Here is a 17,647-nt window from a genome sequence, read left to right as displayed (position 1 = left end):
GTGGCGTTCCGCTGCCCGCCGCCAGGGTGAAACTACGAGACTCCGCTGTGGAATTCGTTTCGCTACATGGAATGTGCTGTCCGCTCACATAAAGTAACCCGCCGGTTGCACCCCTTCCAGCATCCCCCGACGGGTGTAACGCGGTCGTCCATCTATCCGAGAAGACCGATCCCGGACTGGTCCTGGATCACACCCGCCCGTGCGGCTGGGGACGCGCAGAAGGAACGATGGTCATGAATGCGAGCTCCTCTCCGCCGGTCCGGCGGTCGCGCACGATGTGCCTGGCCGCTGTCGTCCTTGCCGGAGCACTCGGACTGCTCAGCGCGTGCGGTGGATCGTCACACCCCGAACCCGGCGGCGCGCTGAGTCCCGGACCCGGCCAGACCTTGCCGGGATTTCCCGGTGCCTCCGGAACGAGCGGTACGGTTGTGGCCAGCCCACCACCAGGCACCCCCTCGACCTCACCCACCAGCGGGCAGCCGTCCGCTCCAGCGGCCGCCAATGCGGTGACGATCAAGAACTTTGCGTTCTCCCCGGCCACACTGAGGGTCAAGGCGGGCACGAAGGTGACCTGGACCAACACCGACTCCGACGCTCACACCGTCACCAGCAAGCAGGGATCGGGCGGGCCACTGCAGTCGGCGGCCCTGGCCACCAACGACACCTACAGCTTCACGTTCACCACCCCCGGCACCTACCCGTACTTCTGCACCATCCACCCGTTCATGACCGCAACCGTGGAGGTGACGCCATGACCGAGGACTCCCGCGCCTCCGATGGCGGCGACGAGCACGGCATGACCCGCCAGCAGTTCATGCGGCACTCCGCCTGGTTCGGTGGTGCCGTGGTCCTGACGGTCGCCGCAGGAGAGGTGATCAGTCATATTCCTGGTTCGGCGAGCGCGGCCCCGGCAAGCAGCGCGGACCTGCATTTCGTGCAGGTCTCCGACAGCCACATCGGCTTCCAGGGCCCGGCCAACATGGACGTCACCGGGACGTTCGGCGAAGCGATCAACCAGGTCAACTCCCTCGGGTTCCGACCCGACTTCGTCATGCACAGCGGCGACCTGACGCACCTGTCCACCCCCGCCCAGTTCGACCAGGTCAAGCAGATGCTGTCGCAGCTGGACACGGACCGGGTCTTCACCGTGCCGGGCGAGCACGACTCGATCGGAGACAACGGACCACGCGCTTACCGGCAGGCCTTCGGCAAGAACACCCTCGGCGACGGCTGGTACAGCTTCGACACCCACGGTGTGCACTTCATCGCGCTGGTCAACACGCTGCACCTGGAGCAACTCGGCCACTTGGGCAACGATCAGATCGACTTCGTGCGCAAGGACATCGCCGGTCTGTCGTCGGACACCCCCATCGTCATCTTCAGTCACATCCCGTTGTTCGCGATGTATCCGACGTGGGGCTGGGGCACCGACGACGCGGTGCAACTGCTGTCGATGTTCCGCCGCTTCTCCTCCGTCACATGCCTCAACGGGCACGTCCACCAGCTGTTCAGCAAGACCGAGGGCAACATCACCTTCCACTCAGCGCGCCCCACCTGCTACCCGTTCCCCAAACCCGGCCAGGGCCCCGCCCCACTCCCGCAGGTACTGCCCGCCGGACGCCTCAAGGACGCACTCGGCATCCGCACCGTCAACTACTGGCAGGGCAACCACGCACTGGCCGTCAAGGACGAGAGACTCGCATGAACACCCGGAGCCTGCCCGCCCTCGCACCGCGCCTGGTGCTCGCCCTGACACTCGCGGCGAGCGGATACATCCACGCCCAGCTCTACGTCAACGGATACCGCTACGTCCACGTCATCGGCTCGTTGTTCCTGCTGCAGGCCAGCGCCGCCTTCGCAGTGGCCGCACTCCTTCTGTTCGCGCCGCCCCTGCTACTGCGAGCCGCCGCCACCGCGATCGCCGTCTGCACGCTCGCCGGGTTCGTCGCATCCCGCACCATCGGATTGTTCGGGTTCTCCGAGAACGGCCTGCAACCCGCCCCACAGGCCCTGCTCAGTCTCATCGCCGAGACGCTCACCCTGCTGATCCTCGTGGCCTGGAAGGCAGCCGAGGTTGCGGCGGCAAAATCGGGAGTGGGGGTGGCCGAGTACGTGACCGGCCTCGCTCACCCCGCCGACCACCGACGGCTCTACGGCGCTCTGTGGATCCTCCTGCCCGTGGCGGTGGTGGTCGGCCTCTTCTGGTTCGGCCGGGCACACACCCCCAACTACGAGACCAGCCTCTTCGGGAACCGCGGCGACGACGCAAGACTGCTGAAGGCCCAAATGGGATCCGCGCTCCTGGGCCTGGCGCTGATCCAACTACTCCTCGCCCTGTGGATGTACGGCCGCCTGCCCGCGCTGCGAGCCGCACCGCACGGGGTCCACACCACGCACCGCCTCATCGGCCTGACCGCCTTCCTCCTCTCCCTGCCCATCGCTCGGCACTGCATCACCGCCTACGGCGTCGAACTGACCAACACCCGCGTGGCGCTGCATTCGCTCACCGGCTGCTTCCTCTACGGGGCCTTCGTCGCCAAGGTCATCGTGGTCCGGCACCGCCGCTGGCCCGGCTGGGCACTCCCCCTGGCCGGCGGCACCCTCGTCACTGCGATCGCTCTGATCTGGTACGCCGCCCCCTTCTGGTACCTGAACGGCTTCCAGGCACCCGGCCTGTGAGCAGAACGCTCTCCCGGCGGCCGACAGCGGATTCCCGCGCGGCGGGGCCCAGTCCGTCCTACGCCGGAATCGCCAGGTGCCCGTGACCGCGCTCGCGCGGGGAGGACGGCCGTCAGCTCCAGACCAGGCCAAGCGACGGCTGACCTCCGCTCGCGCGGGGAGGACTGAACGGCGATGCCGACCGTTCGGAACCTCCATGGCCCTGTCAGTCCCGCAGGGTCTGCCGCTGTCCGCTCTCGGCGGACCTCTTGATGGCGTCCAGCAGGCGGTGTGTGTGCACTGCGGTGCCGAAGTCCGGTTCGAAAGACTCCCCGGTGCGGATCGCGTGCGCCAGTCCGGCGTACACCTGGCGCACGTTGCGCACCGCCGGCGGCGCGTCGGCCGGATGCGGCCGGTAGCCCTCGGGCACCTCCAGCTTCACCGGCCCGCCGCCGCCCGCCGCATGGGTGAGCACGAACTCGGGGCCGACCAGCGAGTCGTCCGTGGAGCGCAGCACCAGCCGGCCGGCGCGCCCGTGCACCTCGATGCGGAATCCGTCGCCGTGCGGGCCGCCCGTCATGAGGTGCGCCGATGCGGCGGCACCGGACTGGAGCAGCCCGGCCACCGCGATCTGGTCGGGGGAGGTCACCTCGATCTCCTTCCCGGTCTCCTCCAGCGTGACGCGGCGGATCCGGGTCGTCAGTGTCGCCGACAGTTCGGTGAAGTCGCCGACGATGAAGCGGTACATGTCCATCGAGTGGCCGCCCACGACCGCCACGTGGTTGACGCCCTTGGTGTGGTCGAACAGCGCGGCGTACCGCTCGGACCAGACTTCCGGTGTCGACAGGGAGTACGTCAGCGAGGCCGACAGCACCTCTCCGACGAGGCCGTCCGCGATCAGGTCGCGCGTCAGCCGGACCGCCGGATGGTGGCGGCTTTGCAGCCCCACCGCGTGCCGCACCCCCGCGGACTGCGCCTCCGTCCGAAACCGCTCAGCCTCCGCTGCGGACAGGGCCAGCGGCCACTCGCTGTAGACGTGCTTGCCCGCCGCGATGGCCGCGGACACCAGCCCGTCGCGGCGCGGAAGCTGTACGGCGATGGTGACCAGGTCGACCTCCGGGTGTGCCATGAGCGCCTCGGGATCGGTGAAGGCGTGCCGGGCGCCCCACACCTCGGCCGCAGCCCGCGCCGATGCGTCGCTGGTCCCGGCGACCGCACTGATCTCGTAGTCGTCGAGCGCCGAGAGCGCCGGCAGGTGCACCCCGCGTGCCCAGCCCCGCTGTGCGTGCGCGCCGACGACTCCCACTCGGATCTTGTCCGCCACGATGAACACCTCTCGTTTCCGTCTGTCTCGTCCGCATGGTCGGCCTGTCCGTCGGCCGGTGGTACCAAGTGCCGGGCGCGTCCCGTGCGGCCTGGCTCACGCCCGGGTTCCGCGCCGCGCGGCTATCGCGCGGCGACGGTCTGCGCGGTCTGCTTCTCCGGCCGGACCGCGTCCTGGTGTCGGCGTCCGTCCCGCAGGACGGAGAACGTGACCGCCCAGGCGAGGAACACGAAGCCCGCGGCGACCAGGAAGGCATGGCTGTAGCCGTCGCGCAGGTCCCGCATCTGTGCGGTGCCCTGGGTCAGCAGAGCTGTTGTCAATGGCCATGGCTGATTGCCTTCTTGTCGGAAGCAGGACGATGCGCAGGAAGTGACCAGGGGCGCGGATGCCGCCGCGCGGGCCGGCTAGGTGCACGTCTTGTTACAGAGATCATGTTCTGGAACCATGGCCGACAGCGGAAGGAGGCACTTTCATGTCCCAGAGGAACACCCGTGTGACACCCCAGGTCAGCGGCTCGAGTCAGTGCGAGTCTCCCGCTGCGGAGGCTGCCTGCTCGGTCCTCGAAGTCCTCGGACGGGTGAGTGGGAAGTGGAGCATCGGCATCCTGCTCGTAACCACCCAAGGCCCGGCACGCTTCACCGAACTGGAGCGCCAGGTCAAGGGCATCAGCCGCCGCATGCTCACCCTCACCCTGCGCAACCTGGAACGGGACGGCCTGCTGACCCGCACCGTCTACCCGACCGTTCCGCCCAAGGTGGAGTACACCGCCACCCCGATGGCCCGCGAGCTGTACGAATCGCTGCTGGCGCTCACCGGCTGGGCCGAACGCCACCGCCACCAGATCGACCAGGCCCGCACCGCCTACGACAACGCACAGGTCGAGGAGGAGGCCATCCTGGCCCCGGCAGTCTGAGAGGGCGTCGGCCAAGCCGCACCTGAACATCGGCACCATGGGTCATGTCGACCACGGCAAGACCACCCTCACCGCCGCCATCACCAAGGTGCTGGCCGAGCGCGGCGGCGGCTCCTTCGTCCCGTTCGACCGGATCGACCGGGCCCCGGAGGAGGCCGCCCGCGGCATCACCATCAACATCGCGCACGTCGAGTACGAGACGGCCACCCGGCACTATGCATCACGTCGACATGCCCGGCCACGCCGACTTCGTGAAGAACATGATCACGGGCGCGGCGCAGCTGGACGGCGATCCTGGTCGTCTCCGCCCAGGAGCCGGGTGGAGGTGCTCGGCTACGACGCGGACGTGCAGTCCGTGGTGACGGGCGTGGAGACCTTCGGCCGGACGATGGAGTCCGCCGAGGCCGGCGACAACGTCGCGCTGCTGCTGCGCGGGGTGCAGCGCGGGCAGGTCCGGCGCGGCCAGGTGGTGCGCGCAGTGAGCCGCCAGATTGAGAGCATCGGCTGTTACGCCCCCGGAACGGAAGGCGGCGAACCGGCAGGCGGGAGCGTGGCGTCCCCTGGGGTGATCGGAGGCACGACCGGGTGCCGTCCGCGGAACCGGAGGGGTGGATCATGCGGGTTGGCAGGACAGTGGCAGTGGCAGCGACGGTGCTGGCGCTGGGGCTGGGAGCGGCGGCGTGCAACGACGAGGTGTCGTCGACGTCCGCGGCCTCGCCAGCACCCTCGGGGGGTGCCGGGACGTCGGGTGCGTCGGGCAAGCCGGCTGCTTCCGCGGGGGGTCCCGGGGCCGTGGCGTCCGGCACTTCCGCCTCCGACGGCAAGGTCTCCACCCGCTGCCACACTGCCGATCTCAAGGCCGACGTCCAATTGCAGCCGGATCACCCCGGGTCCGCGATGGTGATGCTCACCAACAAGAGCTCGCGCACCTGCACGGTCCACGGCTACCTCGGCTACGGCGGTCTGCTGGCCGACAACAGCCCGGTGGTGACCGGCAGTTCGCGGGTCGCGCACCCCGGGCAGCCGGTCGAGGTCAGCCTCAAGCCGGGCGTCTCGGCGTTCTCCGGCCTCAAGTGGACGTCCTGCGACAAGGCCGATTCGACCTGCAAGGTGCTGGCCGGCATCACGATCACCCCGCCTGACGAGACCACCCAGCTCACCGCCAACCTCCTTGGCGTCGACGGCAAGCCGGTACCGCAACTGAGCGTCTCCCCCGCCGGGTTCACGGTCGGCTCCCTCCAGCCGGTCAGCCAGGGCGTGGTCTTCACCTCCTGAGGCCTCCGAAGGACCGGAGAACCCCAGGTCGGACTCCCCGACTCAAGCCTGCTGGTGCACAGGAGCGGGCGCCGCCACCGGCGCCCGCCGACGCCCGCAGGTCGATCCGCCGAGCGAGCACGCCAGCCCAGGTTGGCGGGGTGGGGCCGGGTAGGCCATGACGTTGTGCTGGTCAGTGCGCGCTACGGGTGGCGCTACCACCGCCATGTCCCCGCCATGTCCCCACGAGAGAGTGAACCCGATTCGGGGTTCGAACTCCCTTACCCGGACGGCCCATTCAGCATGCGGTGGTCGCACGCCCGGCCTACGGTGCGTCGGGAGGGGGGGCGACCAGATTCGAGAGGTGAAATCTCCATGGCAGGCAAGTTCGAGGTCTACACCGAGAAGCCGGGCGTGCACCGGTTCCGGCTGAAGGCGAGCAACGGTTCGGTGCTGATCACCAGCGACCCGCACGACAGCAAGGAGTCGCTGATGAAGAGCATCGAGTCGATCCGCAAGCTCGCACCGTACGCCCAGGTCCACGAGGCGTCGACGCCGGCCTAGCCCGACCCCGGGCACGAGGGCCGGTTCTCCGTTCACAGTGGGGAACCGGCCTTTGTGCCATGCCACTTGGTCCGGTCGAGGCGCCAACCGGCAGAGCGGGTCAGAGCCGCAGCAGGTCGCCGAGCACGGCGCCGAGCACGGACTCCGCGTCGGCCGCGGCCGCCGTGGCACGCCAGGCCACGAAGCCGTCCGGCCGGACCAGGACTGCACCGTCGGGGCCGGTGCCGTAGGCGGTGGCCCAGTCGGTGCCGGGCTCGGGCGCCAGGTCGTCCTCGGTGGTGGTGCCGATGCGGTAGCGGTCCAGCGGGATGTCCAGCTTGCCTGCCACCCGTTCGGCGGCCAGGTGCCAGGCGGACCCGCCGGGGCCGGTGAGCAGTACGAGGTGCTTCTCGAACAGGTCCACGGTGGAGAGCCGTACGCCCGCGCGGCGCAGCCATAGGTGGGGGGCCCGCCCGCCGGGGGCGCCGTCCGGCTGGAAGCGTCCGGGGACGGTGGGTGCGGTGGGGTCGGCGCCGAGGACGGCGCCGGTGTTGTAGCGGTAGCCGAGGGCCACGGCCAGGACGTTGCTCTGCCGTCCGGTGCCGGGCAGGGCGTCGTAGCCGGGGTGGCGGTGTTCGGCGGAGCGGGCGGAGGCGCGTTCGCTGGTGGCCCGGGCGACCGGTTGGCGTTCTTGCTGATAGGTCTCCAGCAGGCCGGGTCCGGCCCAGCCCCCGAGGACGGCGGCGAGCTTCCAGGCGAGGTTGTGGGCGTCCTGGATGCCGGTGTTGGATCCGAAGGCGCCGGTGGGCGACATCTCGTGGGCGGAGTCGCCGGCCAGGAAGACGCGTCCGGAGCAGTAGCGTTCGGCGACCCGTTCGGCGGCGTGCCAGGGGGCCTTTCCGGTGATCTCGACCTCCAGGTCGGGCACTCCGGTGGCGGTGCGGATGTGGTCGATGCAGCGCTGGTCGGTGAAGTCCTCCAGGGTCTCGCCCTGGTCGGGCTTCCAGGGCGCGTGGAAGACCCAGTTCTCGACGTTGTCCACCGGCAGCAGCGCACCGGACCCGTCCGGGTTGGTGAGGTAGCAGGCGATGAAGAGGCGGTCGTCCACCACCTCGGCCAGTTGCTTGGCGCGGAAGGTGATGCTGACGTTGTGGAAGAGGTCGCCCTTCCCTGTCTGGCCGATGGCCAGGCGCTCGCGGGCGGGGCTGCGCGGACCGTCGGCGGCGACCAGGTAGTCGGCGCGGACGGTGCGTTCGGCGCCGGTCTCCCGGTCGCGCAGCACGGCGGTGACGCCGTCGGCGTCCTGCTCGAAGGAGCGCAGCTCGGTGCTGAAGCACAGCGTGCCGCCGAGTTCACGGGCGTGCCGCAGCAGTACGGGTTCGAGGTCGTTCTGGCTGCACAGGCACCAGTTGGTGGGGCTGAACCTGGCCAGCGCGCCGCCCGGGTCGATCTCCCGGAACAGCCACTCCTGGTCGGCGCTGGTGAGCGTGTGAGCCTGCAGGATCCCGTGGTTGCCGGCCAGGACGCAGGCGGCGCTGCGGATGTCGTCCTCGACGCCGGCGACCCGGTAGAGCTCCATGGTGCGCAGGTTGTTCCCGCGCCCTCGGGGGTGGTGGGAGGTGTCGGCGTGCTTCTCCACCAGCAGGTGCCGGACGCCGAGGCGGCCGAGGAAGAGGGAGGTGGACAGGCCCACCAGCGAGCCGCCCACGATCAGGACCGGGACGCGCTCGTCGGTCTTCGGGTTCATCGGTTGCTCCAGGAGTACGCGGTGCGGGACCCGTGATCCATCCCCTCCGGCCGCGCCGCCGGAGCGGGTTTCGCCCGGATGGCCCGCAGATCTCGCGCGGTTCGGTCAGGCACCCGACGATCGGATTCAGGCTGAGGCCCGAACGCGCTCACGCGATCACGGAGAGTCACATCACGCGCTCGCAGGGCTCGGAAGTGCGCTTCTTCGGGCTCGCCTTTCCTAAAAACTGCCCAAGGAGAGTCAAAAATGATCACGCTGTCCGAACCTCAGGCGCAGCGCTCCACACCGCAGGACTCGCGTCTCCGCGTGGTGCTGCTGCTGGATGTCCAGGACGGTGCGCAGGACCGCTTCCTGGACGCCTACGAGCAGCTGCGGCACCAGGTGGCCTCGGTCCCCGGCCATGTCAGCGACCAGCTCTGCCAGTCGATCGAGAACCCCGCGCAGTGGCTGATCACCAGCGAGTGGGAGAGCGCCCAGCCGTTCCTGGCCTGGGTGGACAGCGAGGCGCACCGCGAGATGGTGCGGCCGCTGCACGGGTGTGTCCGGGACACCAGGTCACTGCGGTTCAGCATCATGCGGGAGACCTCGGGCCGCGGCACCCTCGACAGCAGCGCGGCGCCGCGGCCCGTGCCCGCGGGCAGCGCGGACGGGATCGTGCGGCACGCACTGACCTTCACGGTGCGGCCGGGCAGCGAGCAGAAGGTGGCGGAGATCCTCGCCGGCTACACCTCGCCCCGGGCCCGGGTGGACGAGGCCACCCGGTTGGCCCGGACCTCGCTCTACATGAAGGGCAACCGGGTGGTGCGGGCGGTCGAGGTGGTCGGCGACCTGGTCGCGGCACTGCGGCACGTGGCGCAGCAGCCCGAGGTACGGGCGGTCGAGGAGGCCGTCAATCCGTACCTGGAGGAGGCCCGCGACCTGAGCGACCCGCTCTCCGCGCGGGACTTCTTCCAGCGGGCGGCGCTGCCGGCCGTGCACCACACGGTGGCTCGCCGCAAGGAGCCCGCGATGGTGTACCGGCACGCGCTGAGCTACCCGGTCCGCAGCGGCTGCGGTGAGCAGCTGGCGGAACTGCTGCACCGTCAGGACCTCGCGGAAGCTGCCGATCCGGCCGGTGTGCTGGTGCGCAGCACGATCTTCCACCGCGGTGACGTGCTGGTGCGGCAGGTTGATCTGACCGTTCCGGCGAAGTCCGCCGTCGAGGTCGCGCTCGGGGTGCGCGGGGGGCGGCCCGATGCGATGCTCGGCCGGCTGACGGAACTCGGTTCCGACGCCGGCGGGCCCGGGGACGACACCGCCCGGCTGCTGGTCGCGGCCTGGGAGCTCTCCCTGGTCACCGATCGCAGCTCGGACTGACCAGATGACGCCCCGTCAGCCGTATCCCCGCTCCACCACCCCGGCAGAAACCACCTGGAGGCAGCAGCCATGACCACGCAACTTCCACGCATCGTGCACGTCGACGACGTACCGCCGAACCGGCGGCGCGGCGGAGACCTGCGCGCCATGCTCACCCCCACCATGTGCGGCGCCACCAGCGGGTTCATGGGCCTGGCCATCATCCGGCCCGGGGAGCGGATCGGCGAGCACTACCACCCGTACTCCGAGGAGTTCGTCTTCGTGGTCTGCGGTGACCTGGAGGCCGACCTGGACGGGGTGAGCGTGGCGCTGGGGCCCGAGCAGGGGCTGATGATCCCGGTGAACATGCGGCACCGGTTCCGCAACGTGGGAGACACCGAGGCGAAGATGGTCTTCCACCTGGGCCCGCTGGCGCCGCGTCCCGAGCTCGGGCACGTCGACACCGAGGAGACCCCGCGGCCGGGGCTGACGGAACCCGCGAAGGTCGCACCGTGACCAGGCGGGTGGCGGTCACCGGAATCGGCGTGGTGGCGCCCGGCGGCGTGGGCGTGCCCGCGTTCTGGTCGCTGTTGACCTCAGGCCGGACCGCGACCCGGGGCATCACGCTGTTCGACCCGACCGGGTTCCGTTCCCGGATCGCCGCCGAGTGCGACTTCGATCCGGCAGCGCACGGACTGGACGCCGAGCAGGTGGCCCGCTCCGACCGGTACGTGCAGTTCGCGCTGGTGGCGGCGGCCGAGGCGGTCCGCGACGCCGGGCTCGACCTGGCGGCCGAGGATCCGTGGCGGGTCGGGGTCTCGCTCGGTACGGCGGTCGGTGGCACCACCCGCCTGGAGCACGACTACGCGCTGGTGAGCGCCGGCGGCGAGCGCTGGGACGTGGACCACCGCGAGGCCGGGCCGCAGTTGCACCGGGCGTTCTCGCCGAGCACGCTGGCCTCCGCGGTGGCCGAGCAGGCGGGTGCGCACGGTCCGGTGCAGACCGTCTCGACCGGCTGCACCTCGGGGCTGGACGCGGTCGGCTACGCCTTCCAGTCGATCCAGGAGGGCCGGGCCGACGTGGTCATCGCCGGCGCCTCGGACTCGCCGATCTCGCCGATCACCGTGGCCTGCTTCGACGCGATCAAGGCGACCAGTGCGCGCAACGACGACCCGGAGCACGCCTCCCGGCCGTTCGACGCCAGCAGGGACGGTTTCGTCCTCGGCGAGGGCGGCGCGGTGCTGGTGCTGGAGGAGCTGGAGCACGCCCGCCGCCGGGGCGCCACGGTGTACTGCGAGATCGGCGGGTTCGCCACCTTCGGCAACGCTTACCACATGACCGGGCTGACCAAGGAAGGCCTGGAGATGTCCGAGTCGATCAACCGGGCGCTGGATCAGGCCGGGCTGGACGGCACGGAGATCGACTACGTGAACGCGCACGGCTCGGGCACCAAGCAGAACGACCGGCACGAGACCGCCGCGGTCAAGCGCTCGCTGGGCGCCCACGCCTACCGGCTGCCGATGAGTTCGATCAAGTCGATGGTCGGCCACTCGCTGGGCGCGATCGGCGCGATCGAGCTGGTGGCGTGCACCCTGGCGCTGGCGCACGGCGTGGTGCCGCCGACCGCGAACTACTCCACCCCTGACCCGGAGTGCGACCTGGACTACGTGCCGCGCACCGCCCGGGAGATACCGCTCCGTCATGTGCTCTCGGTCGGCAGCGGTTTTGGCGGCTTCCAGTCAGCCGTGGTGCTCAGTCGGAAAGGGTGAGGCAATGTGACGGACGATCAGGTGCAGCGCCGCGTGGTGCTGACCGGCATCGGGGTGATCGCTCCGAACGGGGTCGGTACCGACGACTTCTGGAAGGCCGTCCAGGAGGGCGCCTCGGTGCTGGGGCCGATCTCCCGGGAGGGCTGCGGCGACCAGCCGCTGCGGGTCGCCGGCGAGGTCCGGGGCTTCGAGCCGTCGGGATCGGTGGAGGAGCGGTACCTGGTCCAGACGGACCGGTTCACGCACTTCGCGATGGCGGCGGCCGACCTCGCGCTGGCCGACGCCGCGCTGGACCCTGCGGCCGGATCGCCGTTCTCCGTGGGCGTGGTGACCGCCGCGGGCTCCGGCGGCGGCGAGTTCGGCCAACGGGAGCTGCAGCAGCTCTGGGGCCGCGGCCCCGAGTACGTCGGACCGTACCAGTCGATCGCCTGGTTCTACGCGGCCAGTACCGGGCAGGTGTCGATCCGGGGCGGCTTCAAGGGCCCGTGCGGGGTCGTCGCCTCCGACGAAGCGGGCGGTCTGGACGCGCTGGCGCACGCGGCCCGGGCCATCCGGCGGGGCACCGAGGCGGTGGTGGTGGGCGCGGCGGAGGCCCCGCTGGCGCCGTACTCGATGGTCTGCCAGCTCGGCTACCCGGAGCTGAGCCGGTCCGCCGACCCGGACTCGGCCTATCTGCCGTTCACCGCGCGGGCGGCCGGGTTCGCTCCCGCCGAGGGCGGGGCGATGTTCGTGGTCGAGTCCCGGGCGGCGGCCGCCGCGCGCGGGGCCCGGATCCGGGCCCAACTCGCCGGGCACGCCGCCACCTTCACCGGGGCGTCGCGCTGGGCGGAGTCCAGGGAGGGCCTCGCCCGGGCCGTCCGGGGCGCGCTGAGGGAGGCGCACTGCGCGCCCGACGAGATCGACGTGGTCTTCGCCGACGCGCTGGGCACTCCGGAGGCCGATCTGGCCGAGGTGCTGGCCCTGCGGGACGCGCTGGGCGACCACGCGGGCCGTGTCCCGGTCACCGCTCCCAAGGCCGGCTTCGGCCGGGCGTACTGCGGCGCCCCGATGCTGGACGTGGCGGCCGCCGTACTCGCCATGGAGCAGGGCGTCATCCCGCCCACTCCCAAGGTCACCAAGGTCTGCCACGAGGTGGATCTGGTGACCCGCTACGCCCGCTCCTGCAAGCTGCGTACCGCGCTGGTGCTCAGCCGGGGGCTGATGGGTTCCAACGCGGCCCTGGTGCTGCGCCGGGGCCAGGACGTGTGAGGCCGCCGCGCTCACACGCCGAGACCAACTGGATCAACTGAAGACACCCGACAAGGAGCAGTGCATGCCCACCAACCTGACCCACACCGAGCTCTCGGCCCTGATCAAGGGCAAGGCCGGTATCTTCATCGACCCGCGGGACCTGCAGCGTCCCGAGACGACCTTCGAGGAGTTCGGCGTGGACTCGCTCGGACTGCTCGGTGTGGTGGGCGAGTTGGAGAACCGCCACGGTGTGCAGATCGTGGACGGCGCCGAAATGGCCAAGACGCCGTCCGAGTTCCTCGTCGCCATCAACAACTCCTTCGCGAAAGCAGGTTCATGAGATGCCCGGTCACACCGACAACACCGTCGTCATCGATGCCCCCGTCGACCTGGTCTGGGAGATGACCAACGACCTGGAGAACTGGCCGCAGCTGTTCAGCGAGTACGCCTCGGTCGAGGTGCTGGAGCGCGAGGGCGCCAGGACCACCTTCCGCCTCACCATGCACCCCGACGAGAACGGCAAGGTCTGGAGCTGGGTGTCCGAGCGGACCTGTGACCGCAAGGGGCTGGCCGTCAAGGCCCGCCGGGTCGAGCCGGGCCCGTTCGAGTACATGGACATCCGCTGGGAGTACGCCGAGGTCCCGGGCGGCACCAGCATGCGGTGGATCCAGGACTTCGCCATGAAGCCCACCGCCCCCGTCGACGACGAGGGGATGACCAACCACATCAACCGCAATTCGCGGATCCAGATGGAACTCATCCGGGACAAGGTCGAGAAGCGCGCGGGGAGGAAGGGGTGAACACCGTGCACCGCACGCTGATCGTCGCGCGGATGAAGCCGGAGTGCGGCGCGGACATCGCCGAGGTCTTCGCCGAGTCCGACCGGGGCGAGCTGCCGCACCTGGTCGGGGTCACCGGCCGCAGCCTGTTCCAGTTCGGCGATCTCTACCTGCACCTGATCGAGGCCGACCGGCCGCCGGGCCCCTCGGTGGCCAGGTACAAGGACCACCCGGAGTTCCGCGACGTGAGCGAGAAGCTCACCGCCTTCGTCCAGGCGTACGACCCCGCCACCTGGCGGGAGCCCAAGGACGCGATGGCCCGCGAGTTCTACCGCTGGGAGCGCGCCGCGTCCCGCTGAGCCGCATCCCGCTGAGCCGCATCCCGCTGGGCCGGAGGAGGACCCGCCATGGTGGACACCGACGACCGGACGGACCCGGAGTGGGTCCGCTGCGGACACTGCGCCGGCCTGATCTACGGCCGCCGCTTCCGGCGGAGCCTGCGGGTCTGCCCGGACTGCGGCTGGCACGGCCGGCTCACCGCCCAGCAGCGCCTGGACCAGCTGCTCGACCCCGGATCAGCCGAGCCGCTGCGCCAGGTCGCGGCGCTGCACGACCCGCTCGCATTCGTCGACAGCCGCCCGTACCACGAGCGGCTGGCCGACGCCCGCGCCGACACCGGCCTTGAGGACGCCGTGCTCTGCGCGACCGGGCGGATCGAGGGGCAGCCGGTGGTCATCGCCGCCATGGACTTCCGTTTCCTCGGCGGCAGCCTAGGGTGCGGGGTCGGCGCCCAGATCACCGAGGCCGCCGAGACCAGCCTGCGGCTGCGCACCCCCCTCCTGCTGGTCTGCGCCTCCGGTGGAGCGCGGATGCAGGAGGGGGTGCTCTCCTTGATGCAGATGGCCAAGACCGCACAGGCGCTGGCCGAACTGGACGAGGCCGGGATCCTGGTGATCTCGCTGATCACCGACCCGACCTACGGCGGGGTGGCGGCCTCCTTCGCCACCCTGGCCGATGTGATCATCGCAGAGCCCGGGGCCCGGATGGGCTTCGCCGGGCCCCGGGTGATCGAGCAGACCACCGGCGAGAAGCTGCCCGAGGGCTTCCAGACCGCCGAGTTCTTGCTGGCCCACGGCCTGGTTGACGACGTCGTGGCCCGGCCCGCGCTGCGCGCCACGCTCGGCCGGCTACTGGGCCTGCGCTCCCCCGCCGGGCCGCCCGAGCCGGGCCGCCCACCGGGGCGGGTCCCGCGCAGGGCTGCCGCCCCGGCCGGACACGACTCCTGGGCCGCCGTCCGGCTGGCCCGGCACCCCGACCGGCCCAGCAGCCTCGACTACGTGGGCCGTCTGCTCGACGACTTTCTCGAACTGCACGGCGACCGGCTCAGCGAGGACTGCCCCGCCATCATCGGTGGCCTCGGCCGGCTCGGCGGGCTCCCGGTGGTGCTGATCGGCCATCACAAGGGCGGTCCCGATCTGGCCGAGCGCCGGCGCCGCCGCTTCGGCATGCCCTCCCCCGCCGGCTACCGCAAGGCGGCCAGGCTGATGCGGATGGCCGCCAAGCTCAGGCTCCCGCTGGTCACCCTGGTCGACACCCCCGGCGCCAACCCGGGCCCCGACGCCGAGCGCGGCGGCCAGGCCATCGCCATCGCCGAGAACCTCCGTCTGATGTCCCGGCTGCCGGTACCGATCGTCACCGTGTTGATCGGCGAGGGCGGCAGCGGCGGGGCGCTAGCCCTCGGCATCGGCGACCGGGTGCTGGTGAGCGCCAACGGCGTCTACTCCGTGATCAGTCCGGAGGGCTGCGCAGCCATCCTCTGGAAGGACCCCGCGGCCGCGCCCACCGCCGCCAACGCGCTCCGCCTGCACGCCGGTGAGCTGCTCCGGCTCGGCGTCGTGGACGGCGTCGTCCCCGAACCGGACGGCGGCGCGCACCGGGACCACGCGGGCGCGGCCGCGATGCTCGGCGAGGCGCTGACCGCGGCTCTCGGCGAGCTGATCCCCTGGGAGCCCGCACGGCTGCTCGCGGAACGCAAGCAGCGCTTCCGCCGCTTCGGTGTCGAGGTGGCCGGGGCGGACGGAGGGACCGCCGCCGGGCCGGTGGTCGGCCCGGCGGCCGGAACGGTCGAGAGAGGTGCACAGTGACACTCGGTGTGGACAAGAAGACCCATCAGGAGAACGGCCGCAAGTCCGTCACGCTGATCAACCCGCACGCCTTCCCCGGCTCGGCGGAGGCCAGCCGGGCCGATCTGGAGGCGGTCTGCCGGGCCGTCCGGGAGCTGGCCGGCCTCTCGCCGCAGCTGCCGACCCGGATCCGGCTGCAGCACGGGCGGACCAGCGTGGAGATCGACTGGCCCGTCACCGAAGGACCGCAGCCGCCGGTGCGGCCGTCCACCGGGCAGGCGGCGGCCGTGCCGGACGAGGAACCGGGGAGCGGACTCCGGTACGTCCGCGCACCGATGGTCGGCACCTTCTACCAGGCTCCCGAGCCGGGTTCCCCACCCTTCGTCTCGGTCGGCGATCTCGTCCGGCCGGGACAGACCGTGGGGATCCTGGAGGTGATGAAGATGATGAGCACCATCGAGGCGGAGGTCGCCGGCCGGGTGGTGGAGCTGCTGGTGCCGAACGGCACCTCGGTGGAGTACCAGCAGCAGCTCATCGCCGTGGAGCCGGCGGCCGAGGGGTGAGGGCGATGTTCACCACCGTTCTGGTCGCCAACCGGGGCGAGGTCGCGCTGCGGATCGCCCGGACCTGCCGGGAACTCGGGCTGCGGACGGTGGCCGTGTACTCCACCGCCGACCGGGACTCGGCGGTGGTCCGGTTCGCCGACCGCGCGGTGTGGATCGGCCCGCCCCAGGCCAAGGGCAGCTATCTGCACGTGCCGTCCGTCATCGAGGCGGCGATCGCCACCGGCGCCGAGGCGGTCCACCCCGGGTACGGCTTCCTCTCCGAGGACCCGGACTTCGCGGAGATCTGCGAGGCGAACGGGCTCACCTTCATCGGCCCACCTCCCAGGGTGATCGAGCAACTCGGCGACAAGGCGATGGCCCGCACGCTGATGGCCGGGGCCGGGCTGCCGGTGCTGCCGGGCAGCACCGGCGCGCTGGCCACCCCGGGGGACGCCAAGGAGACCGCTCAGCGCGTCGGGTACCCGGTGATCCTCAAGGCGGTGGCGGGCGGCGGCGGACGCGGGATGGCCGTGGTGCGCGGCGAGGACGGCCTGCTCCCCGCCTACCACTCGACCCGGGCGCACGCCCGGGCGGTCTTCGGCGACGAACGCGTCTATCTGGAGCGGTTCATCGAGGACGCCCGGCACATCGAGGTGCAGGTGGTCTGCGACCGGCACGGGGCGGCCGTGCACCTGGGCGAGCGGGACTGCTCGGTGCAGCGCAGGCATCAGAAGCTGATCGAGGAGTCCCCGGCCCCCAACCTGCCGCAGGAGCTGCGCGAGCCGATGTGCCAGGCCGCGGTACGCGGTGCGCTGGCGGTCGGTTACGTCGGGGCGGCGACCTTCGAGTTCGTGCTGACTCCGGATCACCGGTTCTATCTGATGGAGGTCAACTGCCGGCTCCAGGTCGAGCATCCGGTGACCGAGATGGTCACCGGGATCGACCTGGTCCGGGAGCAGATCACCGTCGCCGCCGGGCGGCCGCTCTCCTTCCGGCAGGACGAGGTGCGGCCGCGCGGGGTGGCCGTCGAGTGCCGGGTGAACGCGGAGGACCCGGCCCGGGGCTTCGCGCCGACGCCCGGCCTGCTGACCGAGTTCGTCCCGCCGGGCGGGCCGTTCGTACGGGTCGACACCCACGCCTACCCCGGCTGGCTGGTCGGCCCGGACTACGACTCGCTTCTGGCCAAGACGGTCGTCTGGGCACCGGACCGGACGCAGGCGCTGGCCCGGATGGACCGCGCGCTGAGCGAGTTCCGGATCGACGGCCCCGCGGTGCGGACCACCGGTGCCTTCCTGCGGGAGGTGCTGGCCCGCCCGGAGTTCCGGGCCGGGACGCACACCACCGGGCTGGTCGCGCGGATGACCGAGGAACCGGTGGTGACCGGCCGTTGAGGCCGTTGAGCGGCCGTTGAGCGGCCGTTGAGCGGC

General features: G+C 71.2%; 19 protein-coding genes and 1 pseudogene. 17 read left to right on the top strand and 3 right to left on the bottom strand.

Annotation, left to right across the window (positions count from 1 at the left end; genetic code table 11):
* Positions 1-227: 227 nt before the first annotated feature.
* Genes ACZ5ON_RS04675 through ACZ5ON_RS04665 form a run of 3 tightly spaced genes read left to right on the top strand, consistent with a single transcriptional unit; the run spans position 228 to position 2,679 of the window.
* The gene (locus tag ACZ5ON_RS04675) at positions 228-755 is read left to right on the top strand and encodes a cupredoxin domain-containing protein (RefSeq protein ID WP_465585490.1); all 528 of its coding nucleotides are present in this window, start codon (positions 228-230) and stop codon (positions 753-755) included.
* Complete coding sequence (locus ACZ5ON_RS04670; RefSeq protein ID WP_465585487.1) at positions 752-1,705, top strand: metallophosphoesterase family protein; 954 nt, start codon at positions 752-754, stop codon at positions 1,703-1,705. Before ACZ5ON_RS04675 ends, ACZ5ON_RS04670 begins: the two co-directional genes overlap by 4 nt.
* On the top strand, positions 1,702-2,679 hold the full coding sequence (locus ACZ5ON_RS04665) for a DUF6529 family protein (RefSeq protein ID WP_465585483.1): 978 nt from the start codon (positions 1,702-1,704) through the stop codon (positions 2,677-2,679). The genes ACZ5ON_RS04670 and ACZ5ON_RS04665 overlap by 4 nt, the downstream gene beginning before the upstream one ends.
* A gap of 205 nt (positions 2,680-2,884) precedes the next feature.
* Here the strand turns inward: ACZ5ON_RS04665 and ACZ5ON_RS04660 are convergent, their stop codons facing one another.
* Together ACZ5ON_RS04660 and ACZ5ON_RS04655 are read right to left on the bottom strand one after the other, a co-directional pair.
* Positions 2,885-3,982 carry a Gfo/Idh/MocA family protein gene (locus ACZ5ON_RS04660; RefSeq protein WP_465585481.1) on the bottom strand — a complete coding sequence of 366 codons (1,098 nt, stop codon included), beginning with the start codon at positions 3,980-3,982 and terminating at the stop codon, positions 2,885-2,887.
* A 122-nt stretch (positions 3,983-4,104) separates the two neighbouring features.
* Positions 4,105-4,302, bottom strand: a complete 198-nt coding sequence (locus ACZ5ON_RS04655) for a hypothetical protein (RefSeq protein WP_465585479.1) — start codon at positions 4,300-4,302, stop codon at positions 4,105-4,107.
* A gap of 152 nt (positions 4,303-4,454) precedes the next feature.
* On the opposite strand from ACZ5ON_RS04655, the gene ACZ5ON_RS04650 reads away from it, so the two are divergent.
* The 4 genes and pseudogenes from ACZ5ON_RS04650 to ACZ5ON_RS04635 all read left to right on the top strand — a co-directional run bounded on the left by ACZ5ON_RS04650 (position 4,455) and on the right by ACZ5ON_RS04635 (position 6,713).
* On the top strand, positions 4,455-4,895 hold the full coding sequence (locus ACZ5ON_RS04650; protein WP_465585478.1) for a winged helix-turn-helix transcriptional regulator: 441 nt from the start codon (positions 4,455-4,457) through the stop codon (positions 4,893-4,895).
* Between the two features lie 37 nt (positions 4,896-4,932).
* Positions 4,933-5,394: pseudogene (locus ACZ5ON_RS04645) on the top strand (GTP-binding protein); the annotation flags it as partial.
* A gap of 293 nt (positions 5,395-5,687) precedes the next feature.
* Positions 5,688-6,170 carry a DUF4232 domain-containing protein gene (locus ACZ5ON_RS04640; RefSeq protein ID WP_465585475.1) on the top strand — a complete coding sequence of 161 codons (483 nt, stop codon included), beginning with the start codon at positions 5,688-5,690 and terminating at the stop codon, positions 6,168-6,170.
* A 354-nt stretch (positions 6,171-6,524) separates the two neighbouring features.
* Positions 6,525-6,713 carry a YegP family protein gene (locus ACZ5ON_RS04635; protein ID WP_465585471.1) on the top strand — a complete coding sequence of 63 codons (189 nt, stop codon included), beginning with the start codon at positions 6,525-6,527 and terminating at the stop codon, positions 6,711-6,713.
* A gap of 100 nt (positions 6,714-6,813) precedes the next feature.
* Here ACZ5ON_RS04635 and ACZ5ON_RS04630 read toward each other — a convergent pair whose 3' ends face one another.
* Positions 6,814-8,439, bottom strand: a complete 1,626-nt coding sequence (locus tag ACZ5ON_RS04630; protein WP_465585467.1) for an FAD-dependent oxidoreductase — start codon at positions 8,437-8,439, stop codon at positions 6,814-6,816.
* A gap of 246 nt (positions 8,440-8,685) precedes the next feature.
* Between ACZ5ON_RS04630 and ACZ5ON_RS04625 the strand changes: the two genes are divergently transcribed.
* The 10 genes from ACZ5ON_RS04625 (at position 8,686) to ACZ5ON_RS04580 (ending at position 17,611) form a co-directional block, all read left to right on the top strand.
* Entirely contained in the window at positions 8,686-9,795 is a 1,110-nt protein-coding gene (locus ACZ5ON_RS04625) for a SchA/CurD-like domain-containing protein (protein WP_465585463.1), read from the top strand.
* 69 nt (positions 9,796-9,864) lie between these two features.
* Complete coding sequence (locus ACZ5ON_RS04620) at positions 9,865-10,290, top strand: cupin domain-containing protein (protein ID WP_465585459.1); 426 nt, start codon at positions 9,865-9,867, stop codon at positions 10,288-10,290.
* The gene (locus ACZ5ON_RS04615; RefSeq protein ID WP_465585453.1) at positions 10,287-11,543 is read left to right on the top strand and encodes a beta-ketoacyl-[acyl-carrier-protein] synthase family protein; all 1,257 of its coding nucleotides are present in this window, start codon (positions 10,287-10,289) and stop codon (positions 11,541-11,543) included. The genes ACZ5ON_RS04620 and ACZ5ON_RS04615 overlap by 4 nt, the downstream gene beginning before the upstream one ends.
* 6 nt (positions 11,544-11,549) lie before the next feature.
* The gene (locus ACZ5ON_RS04610; protein ID WP_465585450.1) at positions 11,550-12,791 is read left to right on the top strand and encodes a beta-ketoacyl synthase N-terminal-like domain-containing protein; all 1,242 of its coding nucleotides are present in this window, start codon (positions 11,550-11,552) and stop codon (positions 12,789-12,791) included.
* A gap of 64 nt (positions 12,792-12,855) precedes the next feature.
* Entirely contained in the window at positions 12,856-13,113 is a 258-nt protein-coding gene (locus ACZ5ON_RS04605; protein WP_344640381.1) for an acyl carrier protein, read from the top strand.
* Position 13,114: 1 nt separating this feature from the next.
* A complete protein-coding gene (locus ACZ5ON_RS04600; protein ID WP_465585446.1) occupies positions 13,115-13,573 on the top strand; it encodes an SRPBCC family protein in 459 nt (152 codons plus the stop codon).
* 5 nt (positions 13,574-13,578) lie between these two features.
* Positions 13,579-13,911, top strand: a complete 333-nt coding sequence (locus tag ACZ5ON_RS04595; protein WP_465586108.1) for a TcmI family type II polyketide cyclase — start codon at positions 13,579-13,581, stop codon at positions 13,909-13,911.
* A 48-nt stretch (positions 13,912-13,959) separates the two neighbouring features.
* Entirely contained in the window at positions 13,960-15,696 is a 1,737-nt protein-coding gene (gene accD / locus ACZ5ON_RS04590) for an acetyl-CoA carboxylase, carboxyltransferase subunit beta (protein WP_465585443.1), read from the top strand.
* The gene (locus ACZ5ON_RS04585; protein ID WP_465585441.1) at positions 15,693-16,238 is read left to right on the top strand and encodes an acetyl-CoA carboxylase biotin carboxyl carrier protein; all 546 of its coding nucleotides are present in this window, start codon (positions 15,693-15,695) and stop codon (positions 16,236-16,238) included. Before accD ends, ACZ5ON_RS04585 begins: the two co-directional genes overlap by 4 nt.
* Before the next feature lie 5 nt (positions 16,239-16,243).
* The gene (locus tag ACZ5ON_RS04580; protein WP_465585439.1) at positions 16,244-17,611 is read left to right on the top strand and encodes an acetyl-CoA carboxylase biotin carboxylase subunit; all 1,368 of its coding nucleotides are present in this window, start codon (positions 16,244-16,246) and stop codon (positions 17,609-17,611) included.
* Positions 17,612-17,647: the final 36 nt, after the last annotated feature.

Source organism: Kitasatospora sp. NPDC032150 (assembly GCF_055579945.1).
The sequence above is the reverse complement of the archived record's forward strand: the minus strand, read 5'-3'. Positions and strand labels throughout refer to the sequence as shown.